This is a genomic window from Bacteroidales bacterium (assembly GCA_023228145.1).
GTDB lineage: Bacteria > Bacteroidota > Bacteroidia > Bacteroidales > CAIWKO01 > CAIWKO01.
In genome coordinates, this window is record JALOBU010000007.1 from 41629 (window position 1) to 64454 (window position 22826).

General features: G+C 34.4%; 16 protein-coding genes. 2 read left to right on the forward strand and 14 right to left on the reverse strand.

Annotation, left to right across the window (positions count from 1 at the left end; all coding sequences use genetic code 11):
• Positions 1-174 precede the first annotated feature (174 nt).
• From M0R16_05035 to M0R16_05080, 10 genes are all read right to left on the reverse strand, one after another.
• Entirely contained in the window at positions 175-2622 is a 2448-nt protein-coding gene (locus M0R16_05035) for a hypothetical protein (GenBank protein ID MCK9612246.1), read from the reverse strand.
• Complete coding sequence (locus M0R16_05040) at positions 2619-3950, reverse strand: radical SAM protein (protein MCK9612247.1); 1332 nt, start codon at positions 3948-3950, stop codon at positions 2619-2621. Before M0R16_05040 ends, M0R16_05035 begins: the two co-directional genes overlap by 4 nt.
• A 104-nt stretch (positions 3951-4054) precedes the next feature.
• The gene (locus M0R16_05045) at positions 4055-5422 is read right to left on the reverse strand and encodes a radical SAM protein (GenBank protein MCK9612248.1); all 1368 of its coding nucleotides are present in this window, start codon (positions 5420-5422) and stop codon (positions 4055-4057) included.
• A 10-nt stretch (positions 5423-5432) separates the two neighbouring features.
• Positions 5433-6431, reverse strand: coding sequence for a hypothetical protein (locus M0R16_05050; protein MCK9612249.1), 999 nt, complete (start codon positions 6429-6431; stop codon positions 5433-5435).
• Between the two features lie 19 nt (positions 6432-6450).
• On the reverse strand, positions 6451-7902 hold the full coding sequence (locus tag M0R16_05055) for a radical SAM protein (GenBank protein MCK9612250.1): 1452 nt from the start codon (positions 7900-7902) through the stop codon (positions 6451-6453).
• 87 nt (positions 7903-7989) lie between these two features.
• A complete protein-coding gene (locus M0R16_05060; GenBank protein ID MCK9612251.1) occupies positions 7990-9255 on the reverse strand; it encodes a radical SAM protein in 1266 nt (421 codons plus the stop codon).
• 108 nt (positions 9256-9363) lie between these two features.
• Positions 9364-10797 carry a radical SAM protein gene (locus tag M0R16_05065; protein MCK9612252.1) on the reverse strand — a complete coding sequence of 478 codons (1434 nt, stop codon included), beginning with the start codon at positions 10795-10797 and terminating at the stop codon, positions 9364-9366.
• A gap of 15 nt (positions 10798-10812) precedes the next feature.
• Positions 10813-12075 (reverse strand): UbiA family prenyltransferase, encoded by a 1263-nt coding sequence (locus tag M0R16_05070; GenBank protein MCK9612253.1) that lies wholly within the window; start codon positions 12073-12075, stop codon positions 10813-10815.
• 11 nt (positions 12076-12086) lie between these two features.
• Entirely contained in the window at positions 12087-12947 is an 861-nt protein-coding gene (locus tag M0R16_05075) for a class I SAM-dependent methyltransferase (protein ID MCK9612254.1), read from the reverse strand.
• Between the two features lie 32 nt (positions 12948-12979).
• Positions 12980-14356 (reverse strand): B12-binding domain-containing radical SAM protein, encoded by a 1377-nt coding sequence (locus M0R16_05080; GenBank protein ID MCK9612255.1) that lies wholly within the window; start codon positions 14354-14356, stop codon positions 12980-12982.
• A 108-nt stretch (positions 14357-14464) separates the two neighbouring features.
• Between M0R16_05080 and M0R16_05085 the strand changes: the two genes are divergently transcribed.
• Positions 14465-15811 carry a radical SAM protein gene (locus tag M0R16_05085; protein ID MCK9612256.1) on the forward strand — a complete coding sequence of 449 codons (1347 nt, stop codon included), beginning with the start codon at positions 14465-14467 and terminating at the stop codon, positions 15809-15811.
• Positions 15812-15849: 38 nt separating this feature from the next.
• On the opposite strand, the gene M0R16_05090 is transcribed toward M0R16_05085, so the two are convergent.
• The 4 genes from M0R16_05090 to M0R16_05105 all read right to left on the reverse strand — a co-directional run bounded on the left by M0R16_05090 (position 15850) and on the right by M0R16_05105 (position 21440).
• The gene (locus tag M0R16_05090; GenBank protein ID MCK9612257.1) at positions 15850-17250 is read right to left on the reverse strand and encodes a B12-binding domain-containing radical SAM protein; all 1401 of its coding nucleotides are present in this window, start codon (positions 17248-17250) and stop codon (positions 15850-15852) included.
• 57 nt (positions 17251-17307) lie between these two features.
• Positions 17308-18696, reverse strand: coding sequence for a B12-binding domain-containing radical SAM protein (locus tag M0R16_05095; protein ID MCK9612258.1), 1389 nt, complete (start codon positions 18694-18696; stop codon positions 17308-17310).
• A gap of 5 nt (positions 18697-18701) precedes the next feature.
• Positions 18702-19892, reverse strand: coding sequence for a radical SAM protein (locus M0R16_05100; protein MCK9612259.1), 1191 nt, complete (start codon positions 19890-19892; stop codon positions 18702-18704).
• Positions 19893-20030: 138 nt separating this feature from the next.
• The gene (locus tag M0R16_05105) at positions 20031-21440 is read right to left on the reverse strand and encodes a B12-binding domain-containing radical SAM protein (GenBank protein ID MCK9612260.1); all 1410 of its coding nucleotides are present in this window, start codon (positions 21438-21440) and stop codon (positions 20031-20033) included.
• Positions 21441-21636: 196 nt separating this feature from the next.
• On the opposite strand from M0R16_05105, the gene M0R16_05110 reads away from it, so the two are divergent.
• Positions 21637-22821: a radical SAM protein gene (locus M0R16_05110; GenBank protein ID MCK9612261.1), complete on the forward strand. Its 1185-nt coding sequence runs from the start codon at positions 21637-21639 to the stop codon at positions 22819-22821.
• Positions 22822-22826: the final 5 nt, after the last annotated feature.

Below are 22826 nucleotides of genomic sequence, written 5' to 3' on the forward strand. Positions count from 1 at the left end.
AAACGCCGATATCAATAAATAGAAAAAAGTGACAATAATCCAATATCCTGTGAAGGCTTCAAGTCTAAAAAAATAAAATAAAATAGCCTGCACAAAAGAAATCCCGAGAAAGACTATTGAAATCCAAAAAAAAGAAGTGGTGTGTTTTTTATTCAAAATAGATGGAATGGCATATCAGTTAAACCTAAGAATTAACCTATCATCATAAATTGCATTCAGAAGATCATTATTTTCTTTATTTTCAGGATTTATCTTATTCGAATATACAACTATTACAAATAAATCTTTAAAAATATTTGAATCAAATTGCAGATTTTTTGTTCCTATGAATGAATTGTCTTTGGAATTATTAAATGTAATATTAATCTTGATTTTTGAAGAATCTTCCAATTTATTGATTGACAAAGGAAATGCAACAATAAATGTACTATCATACATGTTGTAACAAAAATAATATTTTTTAAAAGATTCAATGTCATTTGTTTTTTCCCCGGCAATCTTGTAAAAAGAAAGAGTTTCTGAATTCTGATTGTATATGACCGGTTTTTCTGTTTGCTTAATTGGGTCACAATGGCAAGTGTTTTTAAAAGGGCTGTTATCTTTGACGTACCTGACTTCCCCTAATCCAAAAAACGCTGCCATGCCCTGCCTGAAATGAAAAGTTCCCAGGTTCATATTCTTTTCAAAATCCTGATATAATACTGTTTGAGGTTGATGCTGAATTTTTTCTAAAACAACTATTTTTTTTCCGCAGCAAACATTATTATAGGTCCGTGTCAGTTTTTGTATCCGATGATCCATTTCTTTCTTATATGCAAAAATATCCCCGTTAAATATATCTGTATAGGCTTGTCGCACATTAGAAGAAGGAAAAGCGAAAGAGGAGATAAAAAGAATAATCAATAATACTTTAATAAGCGGCAGCATTCTGAACTCTTTAAGTATTGCTTTCCTTTTAAAAAATGATACATATGCCTGTATATTTAAAAACCATAAAGTAATAAAGAAAAAACAAATGGGATTGAATAGACGGTCCATATATAAATTTCCGTTCTCTCCAACAAGATAGTATGGGAGCACGGGAAGTATCATAAAAAGAAAAAATAGGACAATTGTTGTAAAAGGATGCATTATCAGATTCCCTTTGAAGTGGTTATTTTTACCTGAGACTTCAGATGCTGCTGGTATAAAAAGCAGGGATAATGCAATTAATCCGGGGTTAATAATTAAAAATTTTTTAATCGAAATAAACATTGAATTTATAGAAAACATTATCGCCTTAAATAAATTATTAAATCCCAGTAGCGATGAGACGTCGTTACTATTTTCATGCGACACAGAAATACGGTTCATGTTCCCCGGGGCAAAAACCACTATAGATGCAGTAACCACGCTAAAAAACAGAAACAACAATAAGATTTTTTTACAACTAAAGCACTTATAAAAAGCAAAACAACATGAAAAGAATAATATGGCAATAGAAATTGGAATATACATTTCGTGGAGACCATTCAGCATGAAAATGCTCAGAAAAATGAAAGTTGATCTTGCTACAGTAAATCCTTTTCTGAACCCATTAATTAGTAACGATATAAGCAACATTAAAAGCATTAAAGGGATAATATAAACTATCACAGCACAAAACCAATATAAACCGGTAGAAACAGACGGCATAAGATTAAAAAATATTGCAGTTATTAAAGAGCCAACAGTTAAAATTTTACTTATTTTATATTCACTGCCCAACAGATTGCGTAGAAATAAACAACAAACTCCCCAAAATGATATTATAATAGATAAAATAAAAAGCTTGTTTCCTAAAAGACTTTTAAACGCTAGCGGATTTATTAAATATATAATATTAGCAAAATATCTGCCGTCTTTGTTTAGATATGACGCAAATGGATTATTGAACATATCCTGTCTCATATTTGCTATAATATAATAGTCCTCCGGGGAAGGGTAAGCGAAAAATGACAGGAAAACAAACGGTATAACTGCAAGCAAAGAAACAATAAGCATTATGGAATAAAACGAAACTTTTTTTTCTACGGTAAGGGAAATTTTAAGAACCAGAGAATTTAATTTTTTATAAAAAATAATTGAAAACAATATAATAATTCCTGCCAGATTAATTAATAGCAACTTTTTAATTTGATCCCATTTTCTGATGGAAGCCAGCATTGATAATTTCGAAGCTTTAGTCTTAAATGATGGTGGTGTTATTAACACCGTCTGACCGTTCAGATCAAATTTTCTTTGCCAATGTTTATCAAGGCTGATATTTATAAAATCAAAAACCTCTTTTCCAGTTGTTATTTGAACAGCTGTGATGGCATCAATTATGCTATCATTAGCTCCGATACTTATTCCTTTAAAAAATCCATAGGGAGCATTATAGGTTCCGGTTGTTTTATTAAAAGACAGGGGTAATGTCCTGCCCCGGGGTGTTATACCACTTACCACAATTTTGTTCAGATATTTACTTTCAACACCTGAAATCTTTATACTGACAGGTTCGAAAGTAGCAACTTTTCCAAGATAGTTATTAAGAAAAAAGCCTATAATAACAAAAACTACTAAAAAAATACTTAAAACAATTAATTTCAAATACCTCTTCATAGTAATAATTTGTTATAATTATCGGTAACACCTTCAAATATCTGTTTGTTTTCCGCACCAGATAAAAGCAGGTCAGTTAGTTTCTCCTGAGGCATTTCTATCAGTTTGTGATTAAATGTATTGTCTGTATAAGTCCCGTATTTTATAAAATCACTGAATTGTTTTTTATATCTGGTTTTTAAGGTTTGTTTTTCAGGCTCCGGTAAGCCGCATAAAACTTTATTTTCTAAATAACTTTCAAGGGAATCCTTGTAGTGAGACAATAATATAGATGTATTTGACGAATTAGCCTCTTCTGTCCATGTTTTGATCTGTTTGAGTAATTGTATATAAGTCTCCTTATTATGTCTTTCATTAGGTGTGTTTGACGGGATATCAGCCCTGTTCAGGGTATCGTAAACATATTGCTGTGTCTTGGGGCCGGAATATTTTAAAGATAAATGAGGAGCAGGCCATGTTATATAAAGGAACAGGATAGCAATATTATTTTCGTTGCAAAAACGAATAAACTCCGGCATTTCATCCCAGTTTATGGTCATAAAACAAACCATCAGTGTAATGTGATTATAACCCTTTGTTCTGTTTAGTTCAAGAAGTTCTTTCAGGTTGGCTGTCGTTTTTTCAAACACAGCATTTTTGCGTATTGTTTCATAGCGTTCTTTAATAAACGAATCTATGGAAATATTAAGATAAAAATTTGACCTGTCAAGCAACATTTTTATCTTTTCGTTATAAGCTGTAATGTTAGATATCAGATTAATTTGTATTGCAGGGTTAATATCAATTATTTTCTGCCATATTTCCAAATAAAATTTAATCAGGAAGGGTTCTCCGCCTTTAAAAGAAACAAATTTCAGATGGGGTAAAAATTCATTGAGCTCCTGCAGAAATTTGTCGTCAAAAACAAAAGTTTTTTCATCAGGTATTATGCCGTACCTCCGCGAAACAGTGGATGAAAACTCGGGCGTACACATAATACAATCAAGATTGCACTGGTTGCTTAATTCAAATTCAAACGACACCGGATAAGCCGATTCATAGGGTGCATATTTATCATATCCCCTTGCAAGCACGAGTTCAAAATTCCCATTAAGAAGTTGTTCACGACACATGCCGCATCCGCGATTCAGGTCATTATTTTTAATGTGCCGTTGTAATTTTTGAACGCGCTCCCCGAACCAGATATCATGCAGGGATTGTTCCGGATACTTCCCAAGCAAGAACTTACGATTCCCGCAGCAAACGTAAATATTACCTTCAAAACTGATGTATAATTGCGTGTAGGGTAAATAACAGAGGTGCTTTCTGCTACTTGTCGGTCGTGTCATGTTGTATTTTTTAACTATACTAGGAAGCAACAGCGGCCTTTTTAATTTTTTTCTGTTAAAAAAATCTAATATCATGTTATAAGAAAGTATTTATTAAAAAATAATTATTTATCGAAATCTTCATCTATGTGTTGTTGTATTTTTTCTAAACTATAATTTAAAAACCAGCTGCCTATCATTTCTTCCGGTGTTTCAATAATTTTTAATAAAAGCTTTCTATATAAAGGTTTTTTACAATTATCTCTGAAAATAGAATCCATTCTGCGTAAAATTTCTTTATCATTTTGCCTTATAGTTAAAAGAGATGATGACAAAATACCATTAATTATAATCTTTTCAAGTTCATCTGTTTTTTTGTCAGCATAGCCCTGTCTGTCAGATTCTTTAATTTTCTCCTTTTCTTTCCAGCACTTCAATAAGTTAACCAAATCATTAAATGCCAAAGAATTTGCTCTTTCAATGTCGTTATTTTTTGGAAAAGACTGGCTTTGATAAAATAATAATATTTCATTTATGAGCTCCATCGAACTTTCCCATATTGAGCATTTAGAGGGATACCAGACACGGTTAAACGTAATAAATACTTTGTTGGTGTTACAAAAATTTATCAATTGTGGGATATCCCTCCAGTTTTGTTTCATAAAACATACAGAAATTCCCGAAAAACGGTTTTTGTCTCTGCAAAATCCGATAAAATAAAGAAGATTGTTGTAAGTAACTTCAAATGCCGCATTTTTCCGTATTTGTTCAAAATTATTTTTTACCAAAGAATCTATCGAGACATTCACGGTATAATTTCCACTGTTTAACAACTCTTTTATTTTATCATTTAATACCGTTCCGTTTGTTTGGACTATAATGTTGCAATCAGGATTTATCTTGATTATGGCATCCCAAATTTTATAATAAATCGGGATAAGAAATGGTTCTCCCCCTAAAAAATTTGCACTCTCAAGATAAGGTATAAATTCCTCAAGTTCATTAATAAAGTTGTCATCGTAAGGATATAGCCTTTCAGAGATATTATGTTTTGTTCTTGCTATAGCAGAAGAATTTTCAGAAGAACACATAATGCATTCGAGGTTGCACCGGTTCGATAGTTCAAATTGCATGTAGCGTGGATATTTTGCATCAGGATTCAGGTGGTCGTAATTTCTTGCCAATACTGTCTTATATGCCTTTTCTTCCCACTGCTCCTTGCATGGCTGGCAGCCGGGAAATAAATCCACTCTTTTTATTTTATGTATTAAATTTTTTCTCGATTTCCCGATCCAGGCTTCTTTTAAAGAAACTGCCGGGTATATTCCTAAAATATCTATTCTGTTATAACAACACACACCTATTTTGCCTTCATATCCCAGATAAAGATTTGTAAACGGAGCATGGCAAATGTATTTACAATCTGACGATTCCCGAAAAGAATTATACTCAGAAACAGTCTTTTTTGTTAACGATACAGGCTTTCTAAACATTAGTGCTGCTTTACTTTTTTCTTATAATCTTTCTGGAATGAAATTTAACAAACCCAGTGATACCATAAAATATTTTCTGTGCATAAAATTTTACAAAACCCGTAATACCATAATATAATTTACTGAAATGGAATTTTAGAAAACCAAAAAACTGGTAATAAAAATAATGAATGACAAATGCACGGACTTTATGGTAATACTTCATTCCCGGCTTCTTCATTCTGAAAAGCGGCTTAAATTCATGCAGTTTATAATTATTAATCCAAAGGTGTACAAAAAACGGCCTTTTATATAAACCATTATCTGCGAGCTGTTTTCCCAGGACTGATTTCTTATTTATTGCGTTTTTGTTGATTTTGCGCGACCTCCATTCTTCGTTAATCCAGTGGATGGCATACCATGTAGCGGGGGTATTGTAATTATTTCTTAAATAATTCCTGATGACGGCCCATTCATCCGAATTGGAAATGTTCAGGATGTATTTTTCAAGCCCCAGCCCGGCAATATTCTCATTAAGAATATTGATCGGTTTATTCCAGTCCGTGTTTTCGGCATTTACATGCGTGATAGCTTCTTCGTAGCACATTTTCATCAGCCTGCTTCCGCGGGGGCATTTCATGATGTTGCCCACCATCGGAAAATCATGATGTGTCCGAAATACATATTCTGCATCAAAATCAAATGGTTTTAAACAACATACATCCATATCCACCCACCAGCCGCCTTTTTCGTAAAGTAGTTTGTAACGAAATATATCAGAAAATCCGGCATAGCTGCCTTTACCATGGCCATATTGATTTTTATTATGGTAATTGAACACATCGGAACGTGAGATAATTTGTGCTGCATCTTCCAGTATTAGTTCTTCCGGTAACGGTGTTTCTATGATATCGTAAACCCAGAGATGAAACTCATGCCCGTGACGTAAAAAAGATTTGATACACAGCAGTTCAATTTTCGATAAGCAGCGTCCTATCCACAATCCGTTGATTATTTTATTACCCGGCATGCTCCGCAATACTAGACAATTATGTAATAATATCTTTTATCTGCTGTTCAATTCTGTCGAAGGAGTTGTTCATCAGCTGGCTTTGTAAAATTTCGCCCGGAAGTTCCAGGGTTTTCAGCAAAAGCATTTTGTATTGCGGATGTCCTTTGAATTTCTGAAAAAAGAAATCCAGCTTTTGCATTATTTCATTACGTCTCTTTGATGAAATATTTTTTGTTTTGATGGCCTCCAGAATACTGTCCCTTATTTGCTCTTCCAGTTCACTTTCTGGAGTATCAACATTTTTCTCCTCACTTTCTTCCAGGTCTTTCATTTGTTCTTTCCAGTTTTCAAGCAGGAATACAAGGTCGGTGAACGCCTGAAGATTGGCTTTTTCTATTTCGTTATTTTCAGGAAATTTCTGTTGACGGTAATAACCCAGTATTTCATCAATCAATGCATAAGAGCTTTCCCAGATGGCGCATTTGGGAGGCGACCACACCCGATTGAATGTTATGGGTATCTGATATTCGTTGCAGAAATTGATTAGTTGAGGAATGTCTTTCCAGTTCTGTTGTATGAAACATGCCGTGATTCCGAAATAACGCTTATTCTTTTTACAGAAATCAATAAAATATAAAAGGTTTTCGTAGGTGCTTTCAAAATCCGCATTAACCCTGATTTTTTCAAAGGATTCCTTATTAAGGCTGTCCATTGAAATATTAAGGGCAAAATTGCCTGAACTCAGAAGATTTTTTATTTTATCATTAAGAATAGTGCCATTGGTCTGCACCAGAATTTCACAAGCCGGGTTCAGCTGAATAATCTTATCCCATATTTTATAGTATATTGAGATAAGAAACGGCTCCCCGCCCAGAAATTTAGCACTTTGCAGATGCGGAATGAATGCTTCCAGCTCGCTGACAAATTTGTCGTCATAAGGCTTCAGTCGCTCTTCCTGCCCCAGTCTTTCCCTGGCAATGAACGAAGAATTTTCTTCGGAGCACATGACACATTGGAGGTTGCACCGGTTCGAGAGTTCAAACTCCATGCATTTCGGAAAAGGGCTGCCCATGCTGTAATGGTCATAATTTTTTGCAAGTACTGTTTTATAGGCTTTCTCTTGCCACTGCACCCTGCAACCGTAACATCCCGATAAAAGGTCTACTCTTTCAATTTTTTTTCTCAGGCTTTGCAGGGGTTTGCCGGCACAGGCAGCTTTTATCGAAGTTTCGGGATAGGTTCCAATCAGATGTGTCCTGTTGTAACAGCAAACACCGATTTTTCCGTCGTAACCGAAAAAAATATTTGTATAAGGAGCATGACATAACACAGGGTGATGAATACCACATCTCGTGGTGTTATATTCCATGATAATTTCTTTGGTAAGAGATACCGGCTCTTTGGAAAAATAATACGTGTATAATGCCTTGTACTTTTTTACCGTATCTTTCAATATCTTTAACAAGGTTCTTTTTTTTCTTTTTTTCATCTAAAGCGAAATAAAATTAATTCGTAATAATTTTCATCAGCAAGGGTTCATTCCGTTTGTATCACTATGTATTAAAAACTATCATCATTAGAATTTTATTTTTTTTATTAATTCCTCAACAGGGTTATTTATCAGCTCATCATATAATATTTCAACAGGGATATTTTTTATAGACTGATGCGCTTCTTTCACATCTATATTGTTTGCCTCAAGAAACCTAAGAATGCCGTCTATTTTGGAATGTATAATTTCCATTTCATGTTTTATCTGTGTATCATTAAATTTCCTTTGTTTCATCAGTATCAGCATCCGTTCGTAAAAATCCTGTTCATTTAATCCGTGCTCAGAGGGAATCTTCGGTTTTGGCATTTTCGATTCCTGCAGCCAGTTGTAAATCTGTGTATGAACAAGGTTATTATAAACTTTTACGTTATGAAAACTTTCCTGTTTGTCCTGTATAGGCTCGATGTGAATTTCGGATAATGTATTGTAAATATTTTCAAGTTTGGCAGTTGGCAATGCCCATATCGAGTGTTCGGCGGGCTGCTGAATGGTGTTAAACCAGAGCGGAATATTGCGTTCGTTGCAGAAATTCACAAAATCAGGCATTTCATGCCAGTTTTCTCTCATGGGATTGACCAGCAGGCATATGACGGTTCCTTTACTTTTGCAGTATTGATGGAATCTTTCAAAGTTTTGCATCACTTTGTCAAAATCCGCGTTGACACGTATACTTTCATAAATATTTTTGGTGAGAGAATCAATGGAAACATTGATATGAAAGTTTCCGCTTTCAAGTATCTCTTGCACTTTGTCGTTCCATTGTGTGCCGTTGGTGGCAACCACAATTTTCAGTGAAGGGTTCAGACGGGCAACATTGTTCCATATTTTTCTGCAGGTGGCACTTAAAAATGGTTCACCACCGTTCATTCTCATCTCTTTCAGGTGAGGGATGAATTCGTTGAGCTGTTCCACAAAAGCATCATCGTAAGGAGATAAGAAGGGAGGTTTTTTTTCCCTGTTCTTCCGGATGCTCGACGATAGCTGTCCTTTGCACATGATGCATTCGAGGTTGCAGGTATTGTCGAGTTCCAGTTCCATCATCACAGGGTATTTGCCGTGAGCAGCCGTAAGATCGTAAGCTTTGGAAAGTACCGATATATAATTGCCGTTCTGCAGGTTGGTCAGGCAGGCACCGCAGGTGTTTTCAAGGCGGTAATGCTTGATGTCGCGCCTCATCTGGTTGAATTTTTTCCCTTTCCAGATTTCTTTTATGGAATGAGCCGGATAGCTGTCGGGCTGTATAAAACTGGCCCAGCAGGGGGCCGCATCGCCGTGAATATTGAAATACATGTTTGTAAAGGGAGCATAACACAGGTATTTCCGTTTAAAAATACTACGCGTCGCATTATACTCTCTAATGATTTTTTTATCCAGTGAAGGCATTTTCTTGTAATTATATTATCTCAGCCATGCTTTTAATTGTGTTTCCAAATCTTCTTTTTTCATGGTTTTCATCCCTATTAATATATCTTCAATTCTCATGGTGTTAAGCTCTTTAAAAACAAACTGAAGTTTGTCTCCATAACCCAGTTTTGAAAGTTCGTTAACTATCTTATCTTTTGTTTTCACAGCTTCAACGCCGGGATTTTTGCTGTTTTTTTTCTTATAATAAGCCTCAAGACGTGAAACAAAAAAAGCCGCATGGTCTTTTATATCATTTATATTTGCTTTTGATTCGTTCTCGTGTTTCCAGTATTTCAGATGGGTAATAATGTCATGATAACATTTCAGGTTGTACTTTTCTTTTTCACTTTCGGAAGGAAAGTTAAATTGATTAAAAAAAGTAATGATGCCGTCAATTTCTTCAGGAGGCAGCGTCCATAAAGACAAGTCTTCGGGCCTGTATACATAGCTGAAAAAAACCGAGCACTCGAGTTTGTTACAATAATTGATAAAGTCCGGGATTTCTTTCCAGTTGGCTCGTTGCACTGATAAGCTAACTGACAAGTCTGTTTTTTTTCTCTTGCAGTAATCCGAAAACCATTCCACATTTTTCATTACCTGTTCAAAATTAGCGCCCACCCTCACTTTTTCAAAAACTTCTTTGTGCATGCCATCCATAGAAACACCAATTTCAAAAATACCGCGTTCCAGTAGTGATTTAATATTTTCGTTTAAAATAGTACCATTGGTGATAACAAAAATTTTTGTTTGCGGGTTTTCCTGAACAATTTTCTCCCAAATATCATAATATTGTTTTATCATAAAGGGCTCGCCCCCGTAAAACTTTGCCTCTTTGATATGTTTCAGGTAAGGCGTCAGCTGCTCAATAAAATTATCATCATAAATTTCAGGTGGTATCTTATCCCTGTTGGTTTCATTACACATAATACAATTCAGGTTGCAGCGGGAGCTCAGGTCAAATTCAAGCACTCGCGGCCGGTCAAGCCGGTATCCGCTGCTGTATTTGTCAAAAGTCATGGGTTTGATGCCGTTGAATTTCCGGGTTTTCAGAAAATTCAGGCAATACTCACACCCCCCCGTAAGTTCGTTGGCAAGGTGTTTTTTTATCAGTTTCCTGCGTACCGGTCCGGTCAATATCTGGTTGATGCTTTTTTTCGGATAATACCCCAGTATTATTTTCTGATTATAACTGCATGCCTGTACTTTTCCCTCTTTCGAAAACAATACATTGTTCATGGGCACATAACAGAAATGTTTCCTGGGGCCATAGGCACGGCATTTATTATAGTCCCTCAGCATATCATTTATTTCCCGGTTCCTGCCAAACATAAAAAAATGTATCAGCCCGGCTTTCATATGATTGTACTTCCTGTAGGCCGGCATCAACGACTGTTTTATTTTTACAATATAAGGGTTTGTTCCCGGCATTAAGAAATTAATACTTTATTCAATAATACGATTTTTTTTAAACACGGCAAAAACACTTTTGATATACCTGTTACAAAAAGCCTTGTAATAAAACCATTTCACAGGTTTGTAATAAAACCATTTTATCGGGTAATTATAAAGCCACAACATTTTATAACCCAGCCAGACAAAAAACGAAAGCATGGTGTGGTAAATCCATTTCAAACCTATATAAATCTTCAGCCCCAGCCAAATAATTTTATAATAAAGCCAGATGAGCACTTTTCTGAATAAAAATGAATAAATTACGGCCACAAGAATTGAGAGTAGCCAGTATATAAGTTTATTTTTAAAAATAACTACATGAAAAGCCAGCAGTAAAATATACCTCAGGTCAAAAAGGCACAATAACACAAGGAAGAAAAGGGGTACTATGTCTTCATAAATATCGTTAAGGTAGCGGTGCATAAACTGATGCACATTGAGTTTTGGTGCTTTATAAATGGCATATGCAGCTGAAACTGCTATTAAAATCAAAAGAACAACAAGATTTACACCTGTTTTACTTAAAATATAATAAGCTGCAACACCAAGGCTTAAGATTTCTAAAGGAATTAAAAAATTATTTATCAGCATTTGCGTTTTATGAACTCCCCTGTTCACAGCAAAGGTTATCAGCTGGTTATTCCTGTCGATGTCGTGGTCGGCTATCTGGTGCGCAAGGATATTGCGTATTCCTTTTGAAAAAGCCATGATGAAAATCACGGCCAGAAGAATCCAGCCTTTAGAAGGTATTTCATTATGATACCTGAACAAACTGAGGGCAATAAACGCCGGAATAAGGCTACAATATAGTGCATCGGTAAGCATGCCCGCCAGTGCAAATCTTTTTATCCGAAAGGGAGGCAGGGAATATACCGAAACCAATATAATCTGCGCTGTAAAAAGGCTTATAGCAATAATATTATAATGCAGAAAAAACCACGGCAGTATGGAAATAACAATTGTAACAAACAAAAATAAATACCGCCGGAAAGATTTCAGGGTGGCTGCAAAATTCGCTTTACCGGCTTGTAAATCTTCATCAATATCCGTAATATCATTTAAAAGAAAACCATAGGCTGCCGTGCCGACAAAACTGATAAAAAACAACATCAAATCCAGGGCAATCTTTTCCGGAGAAAGATAATAAATAAAAAATTGCATATATGCCAAAGCAAGTATGGGTGGAAAAATAAAATTCCACCAGTCGGATAAGCGTACAAGTTTTGTCAGTTTATATGCAGCCTTCAGTTTCACGGGTTTCTGTGTTAGGTTTTCCTGAACACCAGTTCCAGCAGGTCGGCATAGGCAATACGCCCGTAAACCTTGTATTCGCCAAAAAGGTCAATGTTGTTATTTCGTTCAAATTCCACAGCTTTTTCACCCATATCATGCTCAAATCGGGGAACGCCGGTTTTGATAATTTCAAAATCCAGGTTGCGTAATATGTGAAGGGTGTAGTACAAGTCAGGAAGGTTGTAAAAATATTTTTTATTCATATTGCTGCTAACCTTTTTTATAACCTTCATGTTTTTTACATCTCTTTTAAAGTAATCTTTGATATACAACACCCCTCCTTTTTTCAACAGCTTTGATGCAGATTTAAGGGCTTTTTTATGGTCGCAGGCATGGCCATAAGATTCAAGAAAATATACCACATCATAAGCCCCGTGATTATAATCCCTGTCAAGAAAATGGTAGTCACCTTTTACCACACTTATTTTACCACAAAGGTCGTTTTTTTCAATATTTTCTTTTGAAATCTGCAGCTGCACCTCCGAGTTGGTCACGGCGTCAATACGAATGTCATATTTTGATGCAAAATACACTGCCGGGCCGCAGACACCGCAACCTGCATCAAGCAGGCGCATGCCATCGCTTATACCCATTGAGGCCATAAAATATTCGAACATCTCCGGTTCTTCCGCCGTTCTGTGCGACTGTATGGCGCTGGGAACTACCTCGAGGTATTTCTTAGTGTATTTATTATAATAGTTCTCTACATCATTTATTTTATGAAATGAGCGATAAAATAAGTCCGGTTTGAAATCTGTTTTAAGCAAAAGAAATAGTAATATAAAAAGGGTTACTATTAAAAAAGTGAATATTATGAGTATTGTTATCATCATAAGATTTATTTAAACTTAATCATTCATAGCATTTAATAATTATACTTAATATGCTTGTAAAGTACTCTGAAAAATCTATACCGGTCAATGTTGTTATGAAAGTTCTTTAATATAAAGAATGCATCAATGGTCCGGCGGATACTTCTCACCCGGAATATCAAATGTAGGAATTTTTTAAAAAAAACTCTGTAGCTATGCAGGTCAATCGCCGCCTTCATATAGGACATAAAGTATGCATCATGCGTATCCGTCTGTGGTTTAAATATGACACAACTCAGATTATGATAAATCCAGTCCTGAGGATAACAGGTATACAGAAGGCGGTCATGTTTTTCCAATTCATTATAAATTTTTGTCTTGGGCAGTGGTGTATAAAAAGTATATGTAAAACTGTCAACCTTGCTTTTAATAATGTCGTTCTTCTTGCTCTCAATATCTTCAAGCGTATCGCCGTCAATACCGCAAAAAAAACCTCCCGTTATGGCTATTTTGTGTTTGTGGATTGCATCAAATGCCTTGCTGAAATGGTTATCCGAAAAATTCTTTATGAAGCCTTTATTGTAAACACTCAACTCATCTTTTTTAAACGATTCAATTCCGATAAACATCATGACACAACCTGCTTTTTTTGCCAGGTCAAGAATATTTTCATAAGCAGAAATGTTTATAGAAGTTACACACATCCATTTTTTCCGTATCCCATTCGCAATTATTTTTTTTAGAAGTTCTGCCACACGTGCTTTATGTGCATCCGTGCTGCCAATAAAATTATCATCATTGAAGATAAAAAAATCCTGATGTACCCGTTTCAGGTCTTCAATTATTTCATCAACATCTCTTAAATAATACTCCTTGTTTGTAACAGGAATGTCACAGAAAGAACATCTGTGAGGGCATCCCATTGAAGCTATTATTGTCGCAATGGGATATTTGTATTTTTTGTAGATGTTCCTGTCTGGGGTAAAACACAACCTGGTGTTTTCATTGCTATAATAAACTGGCTTCAGGTTACCATCATTGAAATCGCTAATAATTTCGAGCCATAAGCCTTCTGCTTTTCCCACAGCAACTGTTTGTACATATTGCATGGCTTCTTCCGGGAAAAATGTTGCATGTATACCCCCTAAAACAACGGGAATGTTTTTTTCGCGGTAAAGAGTAGAAATGTAATAAGCACGATTAATGCTTGTTGTATAAGAAGAAATAGCAACCAGGTCGGCCGGAATATAGTTAAATTGTTCAAAATTTTCATCTAAGAGTTCTATATCCCAGTCGTCAGGCGTCAATGCGGCAATAATTCCAAGATGTATTGGTTCGTATGCAGTTATTATGGGCAGTTGGTTGTAATTTTCTTTTTCAGGATATACATTCAGGTCAAGGCAGTTTATTAGTAAAAGTTTCTTTTTCATCCTGTTTCAATGCCTTTTTATGCTTCAAAATTAACAAAAAATATCTTAAAAATTGCATATTTTTGTATTATGGGCACCATGACTTAATGTTATAAAACATACATGTAAATGTTGGCAGGTAAAATCAAATCTTTATTTAATAAATCCGTGAAACAGAAAAAAGCCTTCTGTTATGCACCTTTCGGTTCATTGTATTTTACGTTGGACGGACGTATTAATGCCTGTTATAATAATAGAATGTATGTTCTAGGCCATTATCCTGCAAATTCGGTCAGCGAGGTTTGGAACGGAAAGAGAATAAAACATCTAAGAAAATGTATACAAAAACATAATCTGACCAGGGGTTGTCTTGGATGCAGTTCGTTGGTATCTGATATTTACAAACCCAATCAACAGTATGATTTTTTAAAAAATTATGGTAAATATCCGGAAAACCTTGAATTTCAGCTTAACAACAGTTGCAATCTTGCCTGTAAAATGTGTGTTAACGGAAACTCTGTTAATGTTAAAACACATAGTGCGAACCATGATAATAAATGTGTCTACGATTCAAAGTTCGTTGATCAGATCGAAGAATACCTTCCACATCTTAAGTCTTCTTTTTTTCTGGGGGGAGAACCCTTTCTAATAGATATCTTTTATGAAATCTGGGAAAGAATTGTAAAAATCAATAACAACATATGCATTAGCCTGACTTCAAATGGGACCGTTTTGAATGAAAGAGTTAAAAACATTCTGGAAAAAGGAAATTTCAATATAATGATATCTGTTGACTCATTTGTTGAGAACAAATATGAAAATATCAGGCGAGGTGCTTGTTTTAAATCAACCCTGCAAAATATAGAATATTTTGCTGATTATATGAAAATGAGAGGAAAAAACCTTCAAATTAATGTTTGCTTGCTAAAAGATAATTGGGAAGAAATTCCGTCAATATTTGAGTATTGCTGTAACAAAAATTATATTGTATATGTAATTTTTGCAATAGTTCCAAAACAATTATCACTTAAATATTTAAACTCAGGAGAAATTAAAAAAATTCTGTCCTTATGGAAACAACACCAAAATAGTATTCCCTGGAATGTCTTTCCGGCAAATAAACTTTTTTACGAAAATATGATTAACCAGTTAGAAATATGGGCATCCGAAGCTGCTGGTTTTGAGAATTCATCTTTGTATAAAACAGAGAACAATAACGCTCTCTTGGATATATTTAATTCCAGGCTACATGAAAGTTTTAAAAGCGAATTAAAATATTTAAGCAAATATGAACAGAAACAAATTATGCTAAATTTAGAAAATGCAATGAAAACAACAAGCGCATATTTAAATAATGAAGACGAATTTAAATCTCTCTTAAAAACAATGCTTAGATTCCCTGTTCATGAATTCGCCACTGAAGGATTAATTACAAAACAGGACAAACTTTTTGACTGTTTGTTGATGTTTCGGTAAAATTTCACATTATTTCTTTCTTTAGAAGACTTTTTTGGTCAATACCTGATTTTAGGTTTATAAAATTTAAATAAAAACCTGAAGAAAGGCGTATCATAGGTTTTTATTTGAATAATGTTAAGCATCAGGTGGGCATCTACTGTTGCCCTGAGACTTCGAGATCGTATCATTCCTTTAAAAAATTTTCTGAAAAAAATACTTATGACTCTTTTTTTATTATGGTACATATCATAAGTGGCGTTAACGTATGCTTTAAAGTGATCCGATTGCGATCCGTGCATGGGAGTAAAAGTAACATTATAACAGTTGTAGTAAACCCAATCTTCAGGAAAAGATGTATATAATAATCGGCCTTCCTGTTCTAACCTTTCAAACAATTGTGTTCGGGGGAGCGGGGTCAAATAAGTTAAAGAAATAGCCGTAAGCCCGCTTTTCACTAATATTTCTTTTTTTCTTTCAATATCTGCAGTGCTGTCTTTATCTGTTCCGCAAATAATTCCACCAAAAACAAAAATTTTATTTCTGTTAATTACCCTGTAAGCTTTTTTATACTTATCAAGGGCAAACTCCCTGTTGGACGGTTTATTGAAAATAGACAGATCCTTTTCATCTTCCGACTCAATCCCGATATAGAGCAATACGCAGCCGGCTTTATAGGCCAGTTTCAGCAAATCAGGGTATTTGGCTATATTGATAGTTGCAGCACATTGAAATTTTTTATTTATTTTATTTTCAATCATCTTGGTAAATAGTTCCACCAAACGTTGCTTGTGAAAGTCAGTATTCCCAATAATATTGTCATCATCGAAAATAAAATAATCCTCTTCCATTTCCTTCAATTCTTCAATAATCTCGTCAACATCCCTCAAATAATATTTATGATTTAAAAATCTTGGAATATTGCAAAACTCACAATTGTATGGGCATCCCAAAGATGCCATTACGGTTCCGAAAGGGTAATTATACTTTTTAAAAATGTCGTTTCTTGGCTTAAAACAAACGGGGGTATTTTCTTTGCAATAATAACTGCTTTTTAGTGTATTTCCATTAAAATCATTAATAATATCTTGCCACAGGCCTTCAGCTCTCCCAATGGCAACAACATCCACGTGTTCTTTAGCCTCTTCGGGATAAAATGAAGCGTGAATTCCCCCTAGGACTACCGGTATATTATGTTGTTTATAAATGTTTGCAATTTCATAGGCACTGTTGATACAATGAGTGTAAGAGGATATAGCTACCAAGTCAGCTTGAATAAATTGAAATTTTTCATAGTTTTCATCTATTAATTCGATATCCCAATCATCGGGCGTAAGTGTTGCAATAATACCTAACTGTATAGGTTTCCACGCTTTTATAAATGGGTTCTGGATGAACAAATTTTCCAAATCCGATTTCTTTCTGTCAAAAGCATTTATAAGCAATAATTTTTTTTTCATGCGACTTTTAACTGTTTTAGGTTTAAAGAAACAAAGAACAGTTTGTTAAACCATTTGTTATGTTTTCTTCTTTTTTATTTCAAAAAACCTGTACATAATTTTAAGAAATACCGAGGCGGAATCATTGTTATGTACGCATTTTAGTATGGTATAAACGTGAATAGTAGTATGAACGCTCCTGATATGCATAAATGCCCTGATAAATTTATTTATCAGAACAGGCATAGAATACAACTTAATCATGGCTTCATTATATGCACTGTGATGTTCGACCTCATTGCCATTTTTAAGTTTCACGGTGGCGCAATAACAATTATAATAAATCCAGTCTTCGGGAAATGATGTATACAATAACTTTCCCTTGAGCAGATAATCAGTAAATAGTTTTGTTTTGGGAAGGGGAGTAACAAACGTAAATGTATAACTATCAACACTACTCCTGATTATAGCTTTCGCTTTTCTCATATAATCCTCAAGATTGTCATTCTCAGTACCACACAGATATCCTCCAAAAATTGCAATTTTGTTTTTGTGGATTTCCCGAAAAGCTTTTTTATAATTGTTGACGAAAAATTTTTCATTTGAGCTTTTATTGTACATCAGCAATTCATTTTCGTCGTATGATTCTATTCCTATGTACATTAACACACAACCGGCTTTGTGTGCCAGTTTCAACAAGTCTGGATACTGGGAAACATTTATTGTGGCTGCACACTGCCATTTTTTATTTACTTTTTGTTCAATCATTTTTTGAAGTAACATCACCACTCTATCTTTGTGCGCATTTGAAGAACCAATAAAATTATCGTCACTGAAAATAAAATAATCCTGTTCAAGCTGTTTGATTTCTTCAACAGTTTCATCAATATCCCGGAGATAATAATGATGGTTCTGCACCACAGGTCCGGCACAAAAGTCACAATTATAAGGGCATCCCAGCGATGCCATTACAGTGCCTATAGGATAATCATATTTTTTAAAAATATCCTTTCTTTGTTTAAAAAATGCCGGAATTTTCGTATCGCAAGTATAAAGCGGCTGCAAGCTTTTACTTTCAAAATCCTTCAATATATCAGGCCAGACACCTTCAGCTCTTCCCACTGCCACCACATCAACATATTGTGAAGCTTCTTCGGGAAAAAAAGTGGCATGATAACCACCAAGTACAACGGGGATATTTTTCCCTTTGTATTCCTGTGCAATCTGATACGCCCTGTAAACGCTTGTTGTGTAAGCAGAAATACCTACAAGGCCTGCTTCAGTATATTTAAAATCTTCATAATTTTCGTCTATAATTTCAATATCCCAGTCTTCGGGTGTCAGTGCGGCTATAATACCAAGCTGAACCGGCTGCCAGGCTTTTATTGCGGGATTAGGATTAAAGCACTTTTCCCCCGGATAATATTTTTTATCAACAACACTTACTAACAGCAATTTTTTTTTCATCACTACTAGTTTTTACAAAAAATATTATACCTCTCCAAATGTTGTTTTGCAAAAACATATCTTCTCATAATTTCTTCCTGAGGTACTTTTGGAAAAATTTTTGCCGACTGACAGTGTTCAAACTCCGAATAACACGATATAAATACCTCATCAAATTTTATTTTTTTAATAAAATCCAAAGTTTCGCCAAACTCATACTCTGTTTCCGAAGGAAAACCCACCATAAAAAAACCGGAAAGTTTCATTGCCGGACAAGTTTTTTTTAGCTCTTTAATGTTTTTTTCAATTTTTTCAACATCATTGTATCTGTTCATTAAGTTCAATATTCGTGAACTTCCACTCTGAATGGTAAAAACAATAGATTTAATTTTTTTTTTTCTGATTAGTTCAATTAATTTATCACGATATTGTATGGACCAGTACGGGTTAAGTGCGTCCAGATGCCATTTGATTTTATTATAAGGCACTGACTTATTCAGGTTGGCAAGCATCTCAATAAGGTTAGTGCCTGTATCGGCTCCGTATGAGCCAATATCTTCAGAAATAAACACAACTTCTCCGGCTTTCATGCTTATCAATTCCCGGTATTCATTTTTTATGTGCTGAAGAGGCTTGCTTATCACACCATCAAAACAAAATTTTGTATTGCAAAAACTGCAATTGAAAGCACATCCGGTACCAATTTTTATAAAAAACAAATTTTCCGGTTTGCTTTTTTTAAAAATCAATCTGTGATATAAATTCTTGAAAAGCTTGCGGAAAAAAGTATGATTATAAGTATATTTTTGTATGGATTGATAATAAATCCTGCTGCTTTCACTGGGGAATATTCTGTGGTTTTCACCTGCCTCATGAAACGGTATGTAAATATCGTCAATTATTTTGTCTATTTTTTCAAGATGCCGGGGAGGAATAAACATTACATGGTCCTTAAGGCTCTGAACTACGTTTTCAGAAATACATCCGGTTAAAACAATTTTTTTTCCGCTTTCAATATGTTTTGTTATTTGCCGGTTTGAATGATCAAGTTTTACAGTATCAGCAAGGCAGCCCGTTACAATTACGATATTTGCCTCCTCATATAATTCAGTATAGCGCAATTTATTACCGAGTAAATGATTTTTGATTTTTTCAGCATCATGCGACCTCAGGTGGCATCCAAGATTATCAACAAAAAAAGACGGCGGTAACATCATCAAATTATTTCTTTTGTTTTATGTTTTTATCCCCTGATTTACTCACAAATAAACAACGTTATTTTTCTGTTTTTATGGGCCGTTCCCTATTAAGATATTAACTCATTAAATTTTCTCGGAAATTATAATTTAAATTACCTATCGGTTAAAAGTTATTTTTGGCCTTCTTAACTTGAACATAATTTTCCAGAAAACCGACCTGTAACCGCCAAGATTATAAAACGACTGAAAAATATGAAAGTCAATAACATTTTTAACGCTTCGTGTATTTAAAATTGCCAGAAAGAACCTGTAAATATTATCGTCTTTTATTAATCCTTTATGATGCCCATAAATGATTCCCATCGTTTTGAGGTATGCATCAAAAAACTGTTCCGGGCTCCCGTGTTCCGTTTTAAATGTAACATTAAAAAAGTTATAATATATCCAATCTTCAGGAAAGTTTGTATATAGAAGTTTCCCTTCTTTAAAATATTTTTCAAAAAGCGGTGTTTTAGGCAATGGAGTCAGAAAAGAATAAACAATATTATCAAGCTTTGTATTTCTGATTGCATGAGCCTTTTTCACAATACTTTCGAGTGTTTCTTTTTCGCCGCCGCATATAAACGCACCCGAAACAGGCATTTTATTTTTATGAAACACTTTTATGGCGCTTTTATAATCATCTTCAACATATTTTTTATTGGTGTGCTTTGAAAATTGCAATAATTCGTCAATATCAAAAGACTCCAGCCCGACAAAAACAGAAACACATCCGGCTTCCCCTGCAAGTTTTAAAACCTCAGGATATTTTGTGATATTAACAGAGGTGTGACAAAGCCATCTCTTTTTAATTTTTGCCTTAATCATTTTATTGAACAACTCAACAGTTCTTTCGATGTGCTTATCGGTAGTTCCAAAGAAATTATCGTCATTAAAAATAAAATAATGTTGTTCTATTTCCTTTATTTCATCAACGATTTCATCAACATTTCTTAAGTGATATTTATAATTCTGAAATATTGGCCTGTTACAGAAATCACATTTGTTGGGGCACCCAATTGATGAAATAATATTGCCTATAGAATAACCGTATTTTTTAAAAATATCTCTTTTGGGTTTAAAAATTACTTTGACATCCGGGTCGCTGTAATATATTTTTTTTAATGCTTTATTATTAAAATCATTTAAAATATTCTGCCATACACCTTCGGCTTTTCCCACGGCTACTATATCAACATATTGCGATGCTTCTTCGGGGTAAAATGAGGCATGCATTCCTCCAATTACAACAGGAATATTTTCTTTTTTAAAAATCTGTGCAATCCTGTAGGCCCTGTTTATACTGGTTGATGAAGCCGAGATGCCTACAAGGTCGGCTTTTCTGAATGAAAAGGGTTCAAAATATTCGTCTATCATATCTATTTCCCAATCATCGGGTGTGATAGCCGCTATAATTCCAAACTGTATAGGTTGCCACGACTTGATAACTGTAATGGGTAAAACATTTTTCCTACCTGAGTAACTTTCCAGATCCACAACACCTATCAATAAAAGTTTCTTTTTCATCACAAATAGTTATCAGAAAAATGCATGTATAAATAAATTTATCATGCATTTAAAGAAATTATTGCAATACAAAATTAAAATTTTTCCTGAATTTTTTACAGCTCTTGTTTGCCTGTTCAATGATAAATGATATATATCAGGATTTCGTTACAGGGTTTTATGTAATTTTGCCTAACATAATTAACAACTTATCAAAATGGGATCTGTTTATATAACTCATAATGGTTGCCAGATGCGCAGTTTGGATGCATCAAAGATTGCGGCATATTTTAAGAAAAATGGCTATGAACTCTGCAATGATCCTCTGGGTGCAGATTATTCATTATTCATTTCTTGCTCTGGAATAGATTCCCAGGTCGGGAATACTTTTGAAACTATTAATTGGCTTGATAAAGAAACAAAAAGCAAATTAATCATACTGGGTTGCACACCAGCAACGATGCCTGATAAAATTTCAGAAGTTTTCAACGGGCATTCAATTCCTTTAAAACAGACCAATAAGATTGATGAGTTATTCCCTGACTTTAAGTACAAATATGATGAAATTGATGAACCTTATCAGCTTTATGGAAACAGGTTTGATACTGACAAAGTTGATTTCACAAACGGAGTTTGTGTTCCTGTTAAAGAAAATATCTGGTCTTTTTTAAATATTTTTAAACACAAAAAAATTAAAAAAACCGCGTCCATAAAAATATGTGATGGCTGTAATAGCGCCTGTTCCTATTGCAATATAAAGATTGCTGTCGGAAAGCTAAGGAGTTTGCCGGCCGAAAGTATTATTAAAACTTATAAAACAGCTCTTCAAAACGGATTTAATAATATTGTTTTTATGGGGGATGATACTGGCGCTTATGGAACCGAAAACGGTTCCGATCTGCCTTCTCTAATGAGAGAATTGTTAAAACATGAAAAAGGATACCGCCCTACCTGGGCATTTGACGAAATGAACCCACAATGGTTATTAAAATATAAAGATTTTTTCTTTGATATTGCTAAAAAGGGCAAATTGTCTGTTTTAGCTTGTCCAATGCAAAGTGGCAGTCAGCGGATTATTGATTTAATGAATCGGCCCTATAATGTTGATGAGGTTATTGCCTTTTTAAAACAAATAAAAAAAATAAACAAGAATATAGAAATCCATACCCACATAATTATTGGATTTCCTTCAGAAACCGAAGAAGATTTTAATTTATCCAGCCAGCTTTTCGATAAAGTACGCATCGATCATTCACTAATTGCAAGTTATTCGGAATTTGACAACACCCGTTCTAAAAAACTGGATGAAAAAATCACCAAAGAAATCCGGAAAGAAAGAATATATAAATTGCAGGCAAAATTTAAAGAGAAAGAAATCACATTCCTAAGTAATATGGATTAGGTATT